The sequence below is a fragment of the Enterobacter sp. R-25 genome, from assembly GCF_049913205.1.
GTDB classification, from domain to species: Bacteria; Pseudomonadota; Gammaproteobacteria; order Enterobacterales; family Enterobacteriaceae; genus Enterobacter; species Enterobacter ludwigii.
Map to the genome: position 1 here is coordinate 4703173 of NZ_CP183982.1, position 17249 is coordinate 4720421.

Genomic DNA, 17249 nt, shown 5'->3' on the forward strand with positions numbered 1-17249 from the left:
GACCATGACACACAAGAGTGATCCGTTAACCCTGAAGCTGAGCCTGCGCGAAAAGTGCGCCTACGGGATGGGCGATTTTGGCTCTAACCTGATGCTCTGTATTGGCACGCTGTATCTGCTGAAGTTTTATACTGATGAACTGGGCATGCCCGCTTTTTATGGCGGCATTATTTTCCTGGTAGCGAAGTTCTTTACCGCATTCACCGACATGCTGACCGGGGTGTTGCTGGATTCGCGGCGTAACATCGGTGCCAGAGGCAAATTCAGGCCGTTTATTCTTTATGCCTCGGTGCCGGTTGCCCTGGTGGCCACGGCGCAGTTTGTGGCCACCGATTTTAGCCTGACGGTGAAAACCGCTATCGCCACCCTGCTCTTCATGATGTTTGGCCTCTGTTATAGCCTGATGAACTGCTCTTATGGCGCGATGGTTCCCGCCATCACTAAAAATCCGAACGAGCGGGCGCAGCTTGCGGCCTGGCGTCAGGGTGGCGCAACGGTTGGGTTATTGCTCTGCACCGTGGGGTTTATGCCAATCCAGGCGCTGTTTGTCAGCCAGCCCTCTCTCGGCTATCTGGTGGCCGCACTGGTGTTCGTCACCGGCGGTCTGTTCTGCATGTGGTGGTGCTACAGCGGTGTGAAAGAGCGCTATGTGGAGGTCACGCCCGATCATCATAAGCCTGGCATCCTGAAATCCTTCTGTGCCATTTTCCGCAACCCGCCGTTGCTGGTGTTGTGTATCGCCAACCTTTGCACCCTCGCCGCGTTTAATATCAAACTGGCGATTCAGGTCTACTACACCCAGTACGTGCTAAACGATCTGCATCTGCTGTCGTGGATGGGTTTTTTCAGTATGGGCTGCATTCTGGTTGGCGTGTTTCTGGTGCCTGGCGCGGTTAAGCGCTTCGGCAAGAAGCCGGTCTACCTTGGCGGGCTGACGCTGTGGGCCGTGGGCGACGTAATGAACTTCCTCTGGGGAACCAGCTCCCTGCTCTTTGTGCTCTTTTCCTGCATGGCCTTTTTCGGTACGGCATTCGTAAACAGCCTCAACTGGGCGCTGGTGCCCGATACCGTGGATTATGGCGAGTGGAAAACAGGCATTCGCGCCGAAGGGTCGGTTTATACCGGTTATACCTTCTCACGCAAAATCTCCGCCGCCCTCGCCGGTTTCCTGCCGGGCATTATGTTGACGCAGATTGGCTACATTCCACACGCCGTGCAGAGTGCGGGCACGCTACTGGGGCTCCGTCAGCTAATTTTTCTCTGGCCGTGCGGCCTGGCGATCGTTGCCGCGATAACCATGGGACTCTTTTATAAACTCAACGAAGCACGCTTCGCCTTTATTATTGAGGAGATTGGAAAACGGAAAAAACAACCCGCAAAACCCCCTGAGTTAACCACCAACAATAAAGCGTCAGCAGTCACTTTATAACAATAAATCCGGCCCTGATTCCCTTCCTGTGTAACAGGAGGGGGGCCTTTCTGTACCTCATACATGGACTGATTATGAAAAGAATCGTTACTGCACTGGTTGTGTCGTCTGTGTCCTGCTCGACAGTTGCCGGCGCCTATGTCGAAACGCGCGAAGCCTATAATACGGCCTCTGAACTGCACGAAGTGATCCTGCGTGCCGGCTATAACTTCGATAAGGGCGCGGGGCTGATGTTCACTAACGCCTATAACGTGGGCAAATGGGACGAGCTTAAGCACAGCTATAACGAAATTGAAGGGTGGTATCCGCTTTTTAAACCGACCGATAAACTCACCTTTCAGCCTGGCGGTTTACTGAATGACAGCAGCGCCGGGTCCGGAGGCGCTATCTATCTGGATACCAATTATAAATTTCTCGACTGGTTTAACCTGACCTTCCGCTATCGCTATAACCACAACAATTACGATACGCCGGACTACAACGGCCAGATGGATAAAAACGACACCCACGAATTCGCTAACTATTTGAATTTCAAGGTAACGGATGCGTTTTTCTATACCTTTGAACCGCATTTTTTCCAGCGCGTGAACGATTACCACAGCAAAAATGGCAAAGACCATCACTGGGAAATCACCCACAAATTTAGCTATAAAATCGATAAAAACTGGCTGCCCTATCTTGAGCTTCAGTGGCTGGACAGATGGAATGATTACAACCGCGAGCAGTACCGTATCCGCCTGGGGTTAAGGTATTCGTTCTGATAATAAAAAAAGCCGCTGATCGCTCAGCGGCTTTTTACGTGCCGGGTGGCGCATGCGCTTACCCGGCCTACGGATTGACCGTATTACTCTTCTTTCGCACCGCGCATTGCACGTTTACGATCGTTCTCGGTCAGGTGACGTTTACGGATACGGATAGACAGTGGGGTCACTTCTACCAGTTCGTCGTCATCGATGAACTCCAGAGCTTGCTCCAGGGTCATCTTGATCGGTGGAACCAGAACCGTTGCTTCGTCAGTACCGGACGCACGCATGTTGGTCAGTTTCTTACCGGTCAGGCAGTTTACAGTCAGGTCGTTAGAACGACTGTGAATACCGATGATCTGGCCTTCATAAACTTCAGCACCGTGACCCAGGAACAGCTTACCGCGATCCTGCAGACCGAACAGCGCAAACGCAACCGCTTTACCCTGACCGTTGGAGATCAGAACGCCGTTGTTACGCTGACCAACTTCACCCGGACGCACGTCGTCGTAGTGGCTGAAGGTGGAGTACAGCAGACCGGTACCGGACGTCATGGTCATGAACTCTGAACGGAAACCGATCAGACCACGGCTTGGGATCACGTAGTCGAGACGTACGCGGCCTTTGCCATCTGGATTCATGTTTTTCAGGTCGCCTTTACGCTCACCCAGAGCCTGCATAACAGAACCCTGATGCTGCTCTTCAACGTCCAGCGTTACGTTCTCGAACGGCTCTTGTTTACGGCCGTCGATTTCGCGGAAGATAACTTTCGGACGGGAAACCGCCATTTCGAAACCTTCACGACGCATGTTTTCGATCAGAACAGACAGGTGCAGCTCACCACGACCAGAAACGCGGAATGCGTCAGCATCCTGAGTTTCTTCAACGCGCAGCGCAACGTTGTGCACCAGCTCTTTGTTCAGGCGGTCAAGGATCTGACGAGAGGTAACGAATTTACCTTCTTTGCCACAGAACGGAGAGGTGTTGACGTTGAAGAACATGGTTACCGTTGGTTCATCAACAGACAGGGCTGGCAGCGCTTCCACATTCTGCGGATCGCAGATGGTGTCAGAGATGTTCAGCTCGCCCAGACCGGTAATCGCGATGATGTCGCCCGCTTCAGCCAGTTCGCTGTCGATACGCTCCAGACCCAGGTGAGTCAGCACTTTGCCCACTTTACCGTTACGGGTTTTGCCTTCGCTATCGATGATAGTAACCTGCTGGTTCGGCTTCACTTTACCGCGTTTGATGCGGCCGATACCGATAACGCCAACGTAGTTGTTGTAGTCCAGCTGGGAGATCTGCATCTGCAGCGGACCATCAAGATCAACATCCGGAGCCGGTACGTGATCGACAATCGCCTGATACAGCGGAGTCATGTCTTCCGCCATATTTTCGTGATCCAGACCCGCGATACCATTCAGCGCCGAAGCGTAAATGATAGGGAAGTCCAGCTGCTCGTCGGTCGCGTCGAGGTTAACGAACAGGTCGAATACCTGATCAACAACCCAGTCAGGACGCGCGCCCGGACGGTCAACCTTGTTGATAACAACAATAGGTTTCAGGCCATGGGCAAATGCTTTTTTGGTCACGAAGCGCGTTTGCGGCATTGGGCCGTCAAATGCGTCAACCACCAGCAGCACGGAATCCACCATGGACATCACGCGCTCAACTTCACCACCGAAGTCGGCGTGCCCTGGGGTATCAACGATGTTGATACGGTAGTCATTCCATTTGATAGCGGTGTTTTTCGCGAGGATAGTAATCCCACGCTCTTTCTCCAAATCGTTGGAGTCCATCACACGCTCTTGAGTTTCGGCACGAGCATCAAACGTACCGGACTGCTGCAGCAGCTTATCAACCAGGGTGGTTTTACCATGGTCGACGTGCGCGATGATGGCGATGTTACGCAAATTTTCGATCACAACTTTGCCTCAGGCATTAGAAATAGCGCGTTATTGTACACGGATTAATCGCACTACAAAACAGGATCACAAACATCCCCCGCAAACAAGTATTGCAGAGATGCTTTGTGATCGCTTTCACGGAGCGTAAAAAGGGCACTTTAACGAAAATTGCACCAATATGGTGCTCAGTGTTCACACTGAAGCACTATACTGGTGCAACATAACCATTGTGGTGCAGCACTTTTGCACTATGGTGCGCATGATAACGCCTTTTTGGGGTGTTTTAAAAGTTGGCACAGATTTCGCTTTATAAAAATACGGCAAAAAAATGGCACACAGCCAGCCCAAGACAGAAATTGAAGACCTCGTTACCACGACGACAATGACCAATCTGGAGAGTTAAGTATGTCCGCTGAACACGTTTTGACGATGCTGAACGAACATGAAGTGAAGTTTGTTGATCTGCGCTTCACCGATACCAAAGGTAAAGAACAGCACGTCACTATTCCTGCTCATCAGGTAAACGCCGAATTCTTTGAAGAAGGCAAAATGTTTGACGGCTCCTCCATTGGCGGCTGGAAAGGTATCAACGAATCTGACATGGTTCTGATGCCTGACGCTTCCACTGCGGTCATTGATCCGTTCTTCGAAGAACCAACCCTGATCATCCGTTGCGACATCCTCGAGCCAGGCACACTGCAGGGCTACGACCGCGACCCACGCTCCATCGCGAAACGCGCTGAAGAGTACCTGCGTTCAACCGGTATCGCAGACACCGTACTGTTCGGGCCAGAGCCAGAATTCTTCCTGTTTGATGACATCCGTTTCGGTGCCTCTATTTCTGGCTCCCACGTTGCCATCGACGATATCGAAGGTGCATGGAACTCCTCCACCAAATACGAAGGTGGTAACAAAGGTCACCGTCCTGGCGTTAAAGGCGGTTACTTCCCGGTTCCTCCGGTCGACTCCGCTCAGGACATCCGTTCCACCATGTGTCTGGTGATGGAAGAGATGGGCCTGGTGGTTGAAGCTCACCACCACGAAGTGGCGACTGCGGGTCAGAACGAAGTGGCAACCCGCTTCAACACCATGACCAAAAAAGCAGACGAAATTCAGATCTACAAATACGTTGTGCACAACGTTGCGCACCGTTTCGGTAAAACCGCGACCTTCATGCCAAAACCAATGTTTGGCGATAACGGTTCCGGTATGCACTGCCACATGTCTCTGTCCAAGAACGGAACCAACCTGTTCTCTGGCGACAAATATGCCGGTCTGTCTGAGCAGGCTCTGTATTACATTGGCGGCGTAATCAAACACGCTAAAGCGATCAACGCCCTGGCGAACCCAACCACTAACTCCTACAAGCGTCTGGTCCCAGGCTACGAAGCACCGGTCATGCTGGCGTACTCTGCGCGTAACCGTTCTGCTTCTATCCGTATCCCTGTGGTAGCGTCTCCTAAAGCGCGTCGTATCGAAGTTCGCTTCCCGGATCCTGCTGCTAACCCATACCTGTGCTTCGCAGCACTGCTGATGGCGGGTCTGGACGGTATCAAGAACAAGATCCACCCAGGCGAAGCTATGGACAAAAACCTGTACGACCTGCCGCCAGAAGAAGCGAAAGAGATCCCACAGGTTGCAGGCTCTCTGGAAGAAGCCCTGCAGGCGCTGGACGCAGACCGCGAGTTCCTGACTGCGGGTGGCGTGTTCACTGACGACGCTATCGATGCTTACATCGCCCTGCGTACTGAAGAGAACGACCGTGTGCGTATGACGCCACACCCGGTTGAGTTCGAACTGTACTACAGCGTTTAAGTTTCAATGAGTTTCGCGCGCCCTTTTACGCGCGATCTCACAAGCTTTTATTTGTTGCCGTGGAAACTTTCAGCCCATCTCCGGATGGGCTTTTTTCTCCACCAACAAACTGATCTCACGCGCTTTTTACGACGAAAAAGCTATACTGCACTAAATTAGTGCAACCAACTCCAGGAGACTGCTGAATGGCAACTGGCACGCTGCCCGATGCTGGGCAGATCCTCAATTCTTTGATTAACAGTATTTTGCTGGTCGACGACGAGCTGGCCGTACATTACGCCAACCCGGCGGCGCAGCAGCTGCTCGCCCAGAGCTCACGCAAACTGTTTGGCACCCCGCTTCCGGAATTATTGAGCTATTTCTCGCTGAATATTGGCCTGATGCAGGAAAGTCTGCAGGCCGGTCAGGGCTTTACCGATAACGAAGTCACGCTGGTGATCGACGGGCGCTCACATATTTTATCGCTTACCGCACAACGGCTTCCTGAAGGGCTGATCCTGCTTGAAATGGCACCGATGGATAATCAGCGCCGCCTGAGCCAGGAGCAACTTCAGCATGCCCAGCAAATTGCCGCCCGTGACCTGGTGCGAGGCCTGGCGCATGAAATCAAGAACCCGCTGGGTGGCTTACGCGGTGCGGCACAACTCCTGACCAAAGCGCTGCCCGACCCTGCGCTGGCGGAGTACACCAACGTCATCATTGAGCAGGCAGACCGCCTGCGTAACCTGGTTGACCGTCTGCTCGGGCCGCAACAGCCCGGCATGCATGTCTCAGAAAGTATTCATAAAGTGGCTGAGCGGGTTGTGAAACTCGTCTCAATGGAGCTGCCGGAGAACGTCACGCTGGTCCGTGATTACGACCCAAGCCTGCCGGAACTGGCGCACGACCCGGATCAGATTGAGCAGGTCTTGCTGAATATTGTGCGTAATGCCCTGCAGGCGCTGGGGCCGGAAGGGGGCGAAATTATTTTGCGCACCCGCACCGCGTTCCAGCTCACACTGCACGGCGTGCGCTATCGTCTGGCTGCTCGCATCGACGTTGAGGACAACGGGCCGGGTATTCCGTCGCATCTTCAGGACACCCTGTTCTACCCGATGGTCAGCGGTCGCGAAGGCGGTACCGGCCTGGGGTTATCCATTGCCCGTAGTTTGATCGATCAACACTCTGGAAAAATTGAATTTACCAGTTGGCCGGGACATACCGAGTTTTCGGTTTTCCTGCCGATTAAAAAATAAAGGTGACGTTTATGCAACGAGGGATAGTCTGGGTAGTCGATGACGATAGCTCCATCCGTTGGGTGCTTGAACGCGCGCTCACAGGGGCAGGATTAAGCTGCACGACGTTTGAGAGCGGCAGCGAAGTGCTCGACGCACTCACCACCAAAACGCCGGATGTGCTGCTTTCGGATATTCGCATGCCGGGAATGGACGGGCTGGCGCTTTTAAAGCAGATCAAACAACGCCATCCTATGCTTCCGGTCATCATAATGACGGCGCATTCCGACCTGGACGCCGCGGTGAGCGCCTATCAGCAAGGGGCGTTCGATTACCTGCCCAAACCGTTTGATATTGACGAAGCGGTCGCCCTGGTTGAGCGCGCGATCAGCCACTATCAGGAGCAGCAGCAGCCTCGTCACACGCCTGACTTCGGGCCCACGACGGACATCATTGGCGAAGCGCCGGCCATGCAGGATGTGTTTCGTATCATTGGCCGTCTGTCACGCTCGTCCATCAGCGTACTGATTAACGGTGAATCGGGAACCGGTAAAGAGCTGGTAGCGCATGCCTTACATCGCCACAGCCCGCGGGCAAAAGCACCGTTTATCGCCCTGAATATGGCCGCCATCCCAAAGGATTTAATTGAATCCGAACTGTTTGGCCATGAGAAAGGGGCTTTTACCGGCGCGAATACCATTCGCCAGGGTCGCTTCGAGCAGGCTGACGGTGGAACACTCTTTCTGGATGAAATCGGCGATATGCCGCTGGATGTCCAGACCCGTCTGCTGCGCGTGTTGGCCGACGGACAGTTTTATCGCGTAGGTGGCTATGCGCCGGTGAAGGTCGATGTACGCATTATTGCCGCGACGCACCAGAATCTGGAGCAGCGCGTCCAGGAAGGTAAATTCCGTGAGGATTTATTCCATCGCCTGAACGTGATCCGCGTTCATTTGCCACCGCTACGTGAACGCCGTGAAGATATTCCCCGCCTGGCGCGTCATTTTCTGCAGGTCGCTGCCCGTGAGCTGGGCGTGGAAGCCAAGCAGTTGCACCCGGAAACCGATGCCGCCCTCACCCGCCTGGCGTGGCCGGGCAACGTGCGTCAGCTGGAAAACACCTGTCGCTGGTTGACCGTAATGGCCGCCGGACAGGAAGTCCTGATTCAGGATTTACCGGCTGAACTGTTTGAAGCGACTGCGCCAGAAAGCAGCACCGGACATGCATTGCCGGACAGCTGGGCGACGCTACTGGCACAGTGGGCCGATCGCGCGCTGCGTTCCGGTCATCAAAACTTGCTGTCTGAAGCCCAGCCCGAGATGGAGCGCACGCTGTTGACCACCGCACTCCGCCATACACAGGGCCATAAGCAGGAAGCGGCACGCCTGCTGGGATGGGGACGTAATACCCTGACGCGTAAGCTGAAAGAGCTTGGCATGGAGTGATCTTTACCCTTGTGTAAAGGTTATTAATTGAGCGCAAATTGCTGCTATTTTGCGCTTTACTGTATCAATGATTTTTGTATGATCGTGCCCGGAAAGTGAGGGTGATCATCATGCTGGAAACATTAGTGAATATGCTCTCAAGTGGAGCAGCTGAAAGCCACACGCCACAAACAGCCGTTGCTGCTGTGCTGTGCGCGGCGCTGGTTGGGCTGTTTAGCTAGAGAGTCGCTAACAAAAAAGCCGGGTAGCGGCTTCGCCTTACCCGGCCAAATATGTTGGCACGTCTTAAATGACGCGTGAGAACTGCTGCAGACGCGCTTTCTGACGCAGATAGGCGTCGAAGCACATGCAGATATTACGAATCAACAGGCGCCCTTTGGGTGTCACGTCAATTGCACGTTCTGAAACATCCACCAGCCCATCTTTTGCCAGAGGCGCTAACAGCTTCAGGTCATCAGCAAAGTAATCGCTGAAATGCAGTTCCCACTGCGTTTCCACCTCGCTGAAATCAAGACGGAAGTTACAGATGAGCGCCTTAATCACATCACGACGGATGCAGTCATCGCGCGTTAATGCGATACCGCGCCACAGAGCGTTGCCCGCGTCATCTACCTGCTGATAGTAAAGCTTCAGCTCTTTCTGGTTCTGCGCGTAGCAGTCCCCGATCATGCTGATGGCGGAGACGCCCATCCCCAGCAAATCGGTGTCGCCCTGGGTGGTGTAGCCCTGGAAATTTCGGTGCAGTACGCCTTCGCGCTGGGCAATAGCCAGCTCGTCATCCGGACGAGCAAAGTGATCCATCCCGATGAACTGATAACCGGCTTCGGTCAGCGAGGCGATGGTTTCCTGCAGAATATCCAGCTTCTGTTGGGCAGAAGGCAGGTCGGCATCTTTGATTTTGCGCTGAGCGGCAAACAGCGTCGGCAGATGCGCATAGTTAAAGACGCTCAGGCGGTCCGGGTTGAGTTCGGCCACGCGTTTCAGCGTGAAGGCGAAGCTCTCCGGCGTTTGCTTAGGCAGGCCGTAAATCAGGTCGATATTGGTCGACGTAAAGCCGATATCGCGGGCGTGGTTGAGTAAGGCAAAGATAAACTCTTCATCCTGCTCACGGTTCACCAGCCGCTGCACCTCTTTGTTGAAGTCCTGCACGCCCATGCTCAGGCGATTGAAACCTTCAGCGCGTAAGTGATCCAGTACATCCAGCTCAATTTCGCGCGGATCGACCTCGATCGAGATTTCAGCATCGTCGTTAAAACGGAAGTGGTTGCGCAGGAGCGTCATTAAACGGCTGATCTGCGCTTTATTCAGATACGTTGGCGTCCCCCCACCCCAGTGAAGCTGGCTGACGTGACGGCCGGCAAACAGCGGGGCACGGTGCAGAATCTCCTGCTCCAGCGCATCCAGATACTGATCGGCTTTATGTTGCTGACGGGTAACGATTTTATTGCAGCCGCAGAAGTAGCAGAGCTTGTGGCAGAACGGAATATGGACATAGAGCGACAGCGGACGCTCGGGGTAGCGCGCGACAGCCTGCTGAAACGCCGCTTCGCCGAAACTATCGGAGAACTCCAGCGCGGTGGGGTATGACGTATAACGCGGCCCGGAATAGTTATATTTCTGGATTAGGGCCAAATCCCAGTCGATAGTTGGTACAGACATGCTCACTCCTTCCGTTGGTGTCGCGTTCGCATACGGCGGCCCGTTCTGGCCCCATCGCGGGCCATCACTCGGGTGCGCAGCCACTTCTGTCGCCGCGACAACCGCCGTAGTTTAACGAATAACCACACCAGATAACATATAACCGGAAGGGTTATTAGCAGGACTATCGTCCCTGCCGGATGCAAATGCTAGTTTCCACCCTTCAGAAGACGCATCATATCTTCCTGCTTTTCGTCTTCTTCTTCGTCTTCGTCATCGTCGTAGGACAGACCCAGCTTCTGCATCAGCTCATCAATGCGGTCCAGTTTGGCATCAACCCATGACTGCTCTTCGGCGGTCAGGGTTTCACCCTCTTCAAGACGTTCCAGCAGCGCGTCCAGGCGCTCATCGTTCTCCAGCAAATCCAGCTCAGCCTGCGGTGAAAGCATAGGTTTCTCGCTCTTTGGTTTGTGCTGCTTAGTGACCGGGGTGTCTGTCACGCCCAGTGGAACAGGTGTTTTACTGCCAATACGTGGGTCTTTCTGCTGCTTGTTTTTCGCAGAAGCGCCAGAAGCATCACCACCGTTTGCACGGCTACCCGCAGCATGACCGCGATGTTTTTTATCGCGTTTGCGATCGCGCGATTCCTGGTTCAGTTCTTCGCGCGTTTTGCGGTGTGCTTTTGCAGGGCGTTTAGCGCCCGCAGCGGAGGTCGGTTTTTTCATGATGTTTTATCTTTAAGTCGTTTTCTTCAGTATAGAATTGCGGCGAAATCTAGCAGAAAGCAAGCAAAGAAAAAAGGCGACAGAGCAATCTGTCGCCTTTTTTCCTGACTCACAACCCTTAACGGGTCAGACATTCCGTGTTTGCCAACAACAAACCCTGTTTATCCCTTGGCTAATACCATCCGTGATACGGTTCCGTTTCCTGTTAAAACGCCTCCAGGCGTTGGTCATCCTGACAATCCTGCGTCTTCGCCTCCTGGCGCTCCTGACCCTAATCCTTAAGTCTGTTTCCTGTTGGCTTCCTCGCCCTGACGCACACTTTACCCTGTTCAGTTAAACTGACAAGCAACGAAACGGCACAAAAACGGATTTTCAGATAATTACCCGAGAATAAACTTATGATTTAAAACAATTTGGCTTTTTTAACGCCTGCGAATTCTCTGAAATCTCCCATAGTATTCATAGCCGATCTCTCACAACCGCCAGGGTTTTAACCTACAGGCACTGTGCAATCAAAAAAGTCTTTTGCCGGCATTCAGGTATAATCCCCCTCAGATTACGATTTTGGAGACGACCACGTGACTACCTGGAACTACCAACAGACGCATTTTGTCACCAGTGCGCCCGATATCCGCCACCTTCCTTCTGATACTGGCATTGAAGTGGCTTTTGCTGGCCGCTCTAACGCGGGGAAATCCAGCGCCCTGAATACGCTGACCAATCAGAAGAGCCTGGCGCGTACCTCAAAAACACCTGGCCGTACTCAGCTGATTAACCTGTTTGAAGTGGCAGAAGGCAAACGCCTGGTCGACTTACCGGGATATGGTTACGCGCAAGTACCGGAAGAGATGAAGATCAAATGGCAGCGTGCGCTGGGTGAATACCTGGAAAAACGCCAGTGCCTGAAAGGTCTGGTGGTGCTGATGGATATCCGCCATCCCCTGAAAGATCTCGATCAGCAGATGATCGACTGGGCTGTCTCAAGTGAGATAGCCGTGCTGGTACTGCTGACTAAAGCGGATAAGCTGGCGAGCGGCGCGCGTAAAGCGCAGGTGAATATGGTTCGCGAAGCGGTGCTGGCTTTTAACGGCGACGTACAGGTAGAGCCGTTCTCCTCGCTGAAAAAGCAGGGTGTCGACAAGCTGCGTCAGAAGCTCGATAGCTGGTTCAACGAGCTGGAACCCGCGACGGAAGCGGAAGAAGAGTAATACCGAGCGCGGCGATGTCCGCGCTTTTTTTTGCCTGGATTTTTCTTTGCCGCAATAAAAAACGCCCCAGTCATTACTGACTGGGGCGGCTAAAATATTCAGCCAAATCCGATTACGTGAAGTAAAAGGTCTGAAAGATAGAACATCTTACCTCTGTACCCTACGCGAATAACTCTACCCCTTTTTTTGCTGTAGAAAAAGCACTTTTTGTAGTTTTTTTTCATTCTTTACATAGGGAATTCTAATGATCGTCACAAAACGCACTTTGTTATGTTGCTAACTTACATAAAAAGCGCGTTATTGGCAGAACCTTTAGTGAGCTTGATCCCAGTTTTCACCGCTGCCCACTTCCACCAGCAACGGCACGTCAAGCGTCATGCTGCTTTCCATCAGTTCGTGGATCTTCTTCGACACGGTGTCCAGATCATCTTTGTGGACTTCGAATACCAGTTCATCGTGTACCTGCATGATCATCTTCACGCGTGGCTTCTCTTTTTCCAGCCAGGCATCAACCGCAATCATCGCGCGCTTAATAATGTCTGCCGCCGTCCCCTGCATCGGGGCGTTGATGGCAGCACGTTCTGCACCGGCACGACGCGCGGCGTTGCTTGATTTGATGTCCGGCAGATAAAGGCGACGACCATCCAGGGTTTCGACGTAGCCTTTCTCCTTCGCCTGCGCACGGGTGCGCTCCATATATTCCAGCACGCCCGGATAACGCTCGAAGTAGAGATCCATATACTTCTGCGACTCTTTACGCGGAATGTTGAGCTGGCGCGAAAGGCCAAAGGCGCTCATGCCGTAGATCAGACCGAAGTTGATCGCCTTCGCACTGCGACGTTGCTCGTGAGTCACGCTGTCCAGCGGCAGCCCAAAGACTTCAGCCGCCGTTGCACGGTGGATATCCTTTCCTTCCGCAAAGGCCGTCAGCAGCCCCTTGTCGCGTGACAGGTGCGCCATAATACGCAGCTCAATTTGCGAGTAGTCGGCCGAGACGATCAGGTAGTCGTCTGGCGCGATAAACGCCTGACGGATACGACGGCCTTCTTCATTACGTACCGGAATGTTCTGCAGATTTGGATCGGTCGAGGAGAGACGACCGGTCGCCGCCACAGCCTGATGATACGAGGTATGCACGCGGCCCGTTTTAGGGTTGATCATCAGCGGAAGTTTATCGGTATAGGTAGACTTCAGCTTCGCCAGACCACGGTACTGGAGAATCACTTTTGGCAGCGGGTAATCCAGCGCCAGTTCCTCAAGCACTTCTTCAGACGTTGATGGCGCGCCGCCAGGGGTTTTCTTCAGCGGCTTAATTCCCTGTTTTTCAAACAGGATGGTCTGAAGCTGTTTCGGAGACGAAAGGTTAAACGGTTCGCCGGCAAGCTCATGCGCCTTCTGCTCAAGCTCGGTCAACCGCTGCGCCAGTTCTCCGGAGTGGTTATGCAGCACCGTCGGATCAATTTTTACGCCGTTGCGCTCAATGCGCGAGAGCACAGGTACCAGCGGCATCTCAATGTGCTGGAACACGTTCAGCGGACCTTCGTGCTTCTGCAGTTTTGGCCACATCTTCAGGTGCAGTTGCAGCGTGACATCGGCGTCTTCGGCCGCGTAGCGACCCGCTTCTTCCAGGGCAATCTGATTGAAGGTGAGCTGGTTTTTACCTTTTCCGGCAATCTCTTCAAAGGTAATGGTCTTATGCTTGAGCCAACGGTCGGATAAGGAGTCCATATCATGACGACCCGCCACGCTGTCGAGAATGTAAGATTCCAGCATGGTATCGAACGCAATGCCGCGCAGCTCAATACCATAGTTTTGCAGAATACCGCGATCATATTTGAGGTTTTGCCCAACCTTAAGCGCCTTGTCATCTTCCAGAATCGGCTTCAGCAGCTCCAGCACACGCTCACGCGGGATCTGATCAGGTGCATCGAGGTAATCATGTGCAACGGGCACATAGGCCGCCATTCCCGGCTCCGTCGCAAATGACAGGCCGACCATATTGGCGGAGATGTTATCGAGGCTGTCGGTTTCCGTATCGAAGGCAAAGAACGGCGCTTTTTTGAGTTTCTCAATCCACGCCACCAGCTGTGACTCTTCAAGGAGGGTTTCGTAATTGTCGAAAGAGAGCGCGATGGCCTCTTCTTCTGCCAGCTCTTCGGCATCAACGACAATCGTCTCCTTTGGCTTAGCAGCCGGTTTGGCCCCTTTTGCCTGCAGCCATTTACCGGCTTCCACGTCCGTGGTCCAGCGCTTGAATTCGTATTTCTTAAACAGGCTTAGCAGTTCGTCTGCGGAAGGCTGCTGCACTTCCAGCTGCTCACAACCCAGTTCCAGTTCAACATCGGTTTTAATGGTTGCCAGCTTATAGGAGAGATAAGCCACCTCTTTGTTCTCTTCCAGCTTTCCGGCCATGGTTTTTGCACCACGGAAGGAGAGCCCGGCGATTTTGTCCGGCTCCGCGTACAGCGTATCCAGCCCGCCCAATCCCTGAAGCAGCGCCTGGGCGGTCTTTTCACCCACGCCAGGTACACCCGGGATGTTATCCGAGGAGTCGCCCATCAGCGCGAGGAAGTCGATAATCAGCTCTGGCGGCACGCCATATTTTGTAACCACCTCTTCAGGCCCCAGGATGGTGTTGGTCATGGTGTTAATCAGGGTGATACCAGGCGTTACCAGCTGCGCCATATCTTTATCCCCAGTACTGATCAGTACCGGACGACCCATTTTTTCTGCTTCACGTGCCAGCGTGCCTATTACGTCATCGGCTTCGACCCCAGAGACGGCCAGCAGCGGCAAGCCCATCGCTTTTACCATCGCGTGCAGCGGTTCAATCTGCGCACGCAGATCGTCAGGCATTGGCGGACGGTGAGATTTGTAATGCTCAAAAAGCTCGTCGCGGAAGGTTTTACCTTTCGCATCAAACACCACTGCCGCATGGGTTGGCTGGTACTGAAGGATCAGGCTGCGCAGCATGTTTAGCACGCCGTACATTGCGCCGGTAGGTTCCCCTGCGCTATTGGTCAGAGGAGGAAACGCATGGTACGCCCGATACAGGTAAGAAGAGCCGTCGACGAGAATAAGAGGGTTTTCTGGGATCTGAACCATAATGTCCGTGCCTTTAATCAATTTATGCGTAAAGGATGCCACAGAAGGATGAAAACATCAGTTATTAGCGCCAGATACAGGAAAAGATTTTGCGATCGTGAGGATCGCTCGCAAAAATAAATCTGTGGATAAGTTTGTGCATACTTTTACGTCACAGGAATAACAGACGCTAAAAGTACATACCTCATAATAAATAGATGCTATATATCATAGCGTTATTATGTTTCATTTGATCTTTATGGCCAATTGATGACAATTTAGTCTATGTGGATATAAGCCCAGGGCCGCATGCCGTTATAGCGAAATCTTCTGCTCCCGGGCGTTATCCCGCAACGCCTGGCATGAAAGCACCCTTATTTTGTCTGATTTCTGATAAAATCAGCGCCCTGCACCGGATAGCCGGCCGCTCACTTACAGCTAACCATCTGAAAAAGCTCATCATGTCGAGATTGCTCGCAGCAATAACATTACCTTTAAGCATCATTTTAACTATTCTGGTGACTGTCGCCTGTTCTGTGCCGATCATTGTTGCCGGCATCATTAAGTTGCTGCTGCCCGTGCCCGTGGTATGGCGAGCCGTATCCGCATTTTGTAATTTCATGATGTACTGCTGGTGTGAAGGACTGGCGTTCCTGTTGTACCTGAACCCACACCTGAAGTGGGATGTGGAAGGGCTTGAAGGCCTCAACAAAAAGAACTGGTACCTGCTTATCTGCAACCACCACAGCTGGGCTGACATCGTGGTGTTATGCGTGCTTTTCCGCAAACATATCCCGATGAACAAATACTTCCTGAAACAGCAGCTCGCCTGGGTACCTTTTATCGGTCTGGCCTGCTGGGCGCTCGATATGCCGTTTATGAAACGCTATTCGCGCAGCTATTTGCTTCGTCATCCGGAGCGTCGTGGTAAAGATGTGGAAACCACGCGCCGTTCCTGCGAAAAATTTCGCGCGCATCCGACAACCATTGTGAACTTCGTGGAAGGCTCGCGCTTTACGGAAGAGAAGCGTCAACAAACTCGCTCTCCTTATCAGCACCTGCTGCCGCCCAAGGCTGCGGGCATTGCGATGGCGCTTAACGTGTTGGGCGCGCAGTTCGATAAATTACTCAACGTCACGCTCTGCTATCCGGAAAACGACAGGACACCGTTCTTCGATATGCTCAGCGGCAAGCTGACGCGGATCGTTGTACGTATCGAGCTGGTGCCGGTTGATGACGGGTTGCACGGGGATTACGTTAACGATAAGAAATTCAAACGTCTTTTCCAGCGTTGGCTGAATACGCTCTGGAATGAGAAAGATGAACAGATAGAAAAGATTAAATCTTCATACAAAAACGCCGGTCAGTGACCGGCGTTTTTTTCTTTATTGATCTTACTTCTTCTCGACCAGATATTTCACGGTATCCGCGTACTGCTGTACGAAGATATCCATGCTGCTGGTGTCCATGCCCTGCGTGTTCAGCTGATATTTGCCGTTAACATACATCGCCGGAACGCCCTGCAGCTGAAGGTCTGCGGCGGCTTTTTCCTGCTGGGCTACCAGAGATTTCACCACAAAGCTGTTCCATGCCGCGTCGTATTCTTCACCTTTCACACCGGCATCCACGAAGACTTTACGGATATCTGCAGTCGTCTGAACTGTCTGGGTTTTCTGGACTGCTTCAAACATTGGTGCAGTGATCTTATCTTCCACGCCCAGCGCGATAGCTACCGCCCATGCCTGAGTCAGGTCTTTACCCAATGGGCCCAGGAACTCAACGTGATACTTGGTCATTTTGGTGCCTTCTGGCAGCTTTTTCTTCACGTTATCGGAAACATGCAGCACCTGCTCGAACTGATAGCAATGTGGGCAATAGAACGAGAAGAACTCCAGAACCTGTGGCTCGCCAGCGACTGGTTTTTCCAGCGTCGTATACTGTTTGCCGTCGGTAAACTGCGCAGCAGAAGCGCTAAATGCCAGAATCATACCTGCCAGCGCCAGCCAAATTTTTTTCATGATTAACTCTCTCCTGGGTGTGT

The 17249-nt window shown here is 52.9% G+C and carries 14 protein-coding genes; 8 read left to right on the forward strand and 6 right to left on the reverse strand.

The genetic code is table 11. The features are described 5' to 3' along the window. Window positions 1-4: 4 nt before the first annotated feature. Window positions 5-1429 carry an MFS transporter gene (locus tag ACN9MQ_RS22485; protein WP_020883983.1) on the forward strand — a complete coding sequence of 475 codons (1425 nt, stop codon included), beginning with the start codon at window positions 5-7 and terminating at the stop codon, window positions 1427-1429. A gap of 74 nt (window positions 1430-1503) precedes the next feature. Beyond that, window positions 1504-2190, forward strand: coding sequence for a porin OmpL (ompL, locus tag ACN9MQ_RS22490; RefSeq protein ID WP_426021615.1), 687 nt, complete (start codon window positions 1504-1506; stop codon window positions 2188-2190). A gap of 83 nt (window positions 2191-2273) precedes the next feature. On the opposite strand, the gene typA is transcribed toward ompL, so the two are convergent. Beyond that, window positions 2274-4097 (reverse strand): ribosome-dependent GTPase TypA, encoded by a 1824-nt coding sequence (typA, locus tag ACN9MQ_RS22495; RefSeq protein ID WP_014172248.1) that lies wholly within the window; start codon window positions 4095-4097, stop codon window positions 2274-2276. 387 nt (window positions 4098-4484) lie between these two features. On the opposite strand from typA, the gene glnA reads away from it, so the two are divergent. The 4 genes from glnA to ACN9MQ_RS22515 all read left to right on the forward strand — a co-directional run bounded on the left by glnA (window position 4485) and on the right by ACN9MQ_RS22515 (window position 8774). Further along, window positions 4485-5894, forward strand: coding sequence for a glutamate--ammonia ligase (gene glnA, locus ACN9MQ_RS22500; RefSeq protein ID WP_014172249.1), 1410 nt, complete (start codon window positions 4485-4487; stop codon window positions 5892-5894). Between the two features lie 185 nt (window positions 5895-6079). Continuing rightward, entirely contained in the window at window positions 6080-7129 is a 1050-nt protein-coding gene (glnL, locus tag ACN9MQ_RS22505; protein ID WP_014172250.1) for a nitrogen regulation protein NR(II), read from the forward strand. Window positions 7130-7140: 11 nt separating this feature from the next. Further along, a complete protein-coding gene (glnG, locus tag ACN9MQ_RS22510; protein ID WP_020883985.1) occupies window positions 7141-8553 on the forward strand; it encodes a nitrogen regulation protein NR(I) in 1413 nt (470 codons plus the stop codon). Between the two features lie 110 nt (window positions 8554-8663). Then, complete coding sequence (locus ACN9MQ_RS22515; protein WP_032670298.1) at window positions 8664-8774, forward strand: YshB family small membrane protein; 111 nt, start codon at window positions 8664-8666, stop codon at window positions 8772-8774. A gap of 64 nt (window positions 8775-8838) precedes the next feature. Here the strand turns inward: ACN9MQ_RS22515 and hemN are convergent, their stop codons facing one another. Beyond that, the gene (gene hemN, locus ACN9MQ_RS22520; protein ID WP_426021614.1) at window positions 8839-10212 is read right to left on the reverse strand and encodes an oxygen-independent coproporphyrinogen III oxidase; all 1374 of its coding nucleotides are present in this window, start codon (window positions 10210-10212) and stop codon (window positions 8839-8841) included. Window positions 10213-10400: 188 nt separating this feature from the next. Then, complete coding sequence (yihI, locus tag ACN9MQ_RS22525; RefSeq protein ID WP_014172254.1) at window positions 10401-10916, reverse strand: Der GTPase-activating protein YihI; 516 nt, start codon at window positions 10914-10916, stop codon at window positions 10401-10403. Between the two features lie 578 nt (window positions 10917-11494). On the opposite strand from yihI, the gene yihA reads away from it, so the two are divergent. Next, window positions 11495-12124 (forward strand): ribosome biogenesis GTP-binding protein YihA/YsxC, encoded by a 630-nt coding sequence (yihA, locus tag ACN9MQ_RS22530; protein WP_014172255.1) that lies wholly within the window; start codon window positions 11495-11497, stop codon window positions 12122-12124. A gap of 312 nt (window positions 12125-12436) precedes the next feature. Here yihA and polA read toward each other — a convergent pair whose 3' ends face one another. Next, window positions 12437-15229, reverse strand: coding sequence for a DNA polymerase I (polA, locus tag ACN9MQ_RS22535; RefSeq protein WP_032679270.1), 2793 nt, complete (start codon window positions 15227-15229; stop codon window positions 12437-12439). 322 nt (window positions 15230-15551) lie between these two features. Then, window positions 15552-15830: a hypothetical protein gene (locus ACN9MQ_RS22540; RefSeq protein ID WP_226864116.1), complete on the reverse strand. Its 279-nt coding sequence runs from the start codon at window positions 15828-15830 to the stop codon at window positions 15552-15554. On the opposite strand from ACN9MQ_RS22540, the gene ACN9MQ_RS22545 reads away from it, so the two are divergent. Further along, window positions 15727-16578 (forward strand): acyltransferase, encoded by an 852-nt coding sequence (locus ACN9MQ_RS22545; protein WP_426021626.1) that lies wholly within the window; start codon window positions 15727-15729, stop codon window positions 16576-16578. The two genes, ACN9MQ_RS22540 and ACN9MQ_RS22545, sit on opposite strands and share 104 nt — an antisense overlap. Before the next feature lie 24 nt (window positions 16579-16602). Here the strand turns inward: ACN9MQ_RS22545 and dsbA are convergent, their stop codons facing one another. After that, the gene (gene dsbA / locus ACN9MQ_RS22550; protein ID WP_020883990.1) at window positions 16603-17226 is read right to left on the reverse strand and encodes a thiol:disulfide interchange protein DsbA; all 624 of its coding nucleotides are present in this window, start codon (window positions 17224-17226) and stop codon (window positions 16603-16605) included. Window positions 17227-17249: the final 23 nt, after the last annotated feature.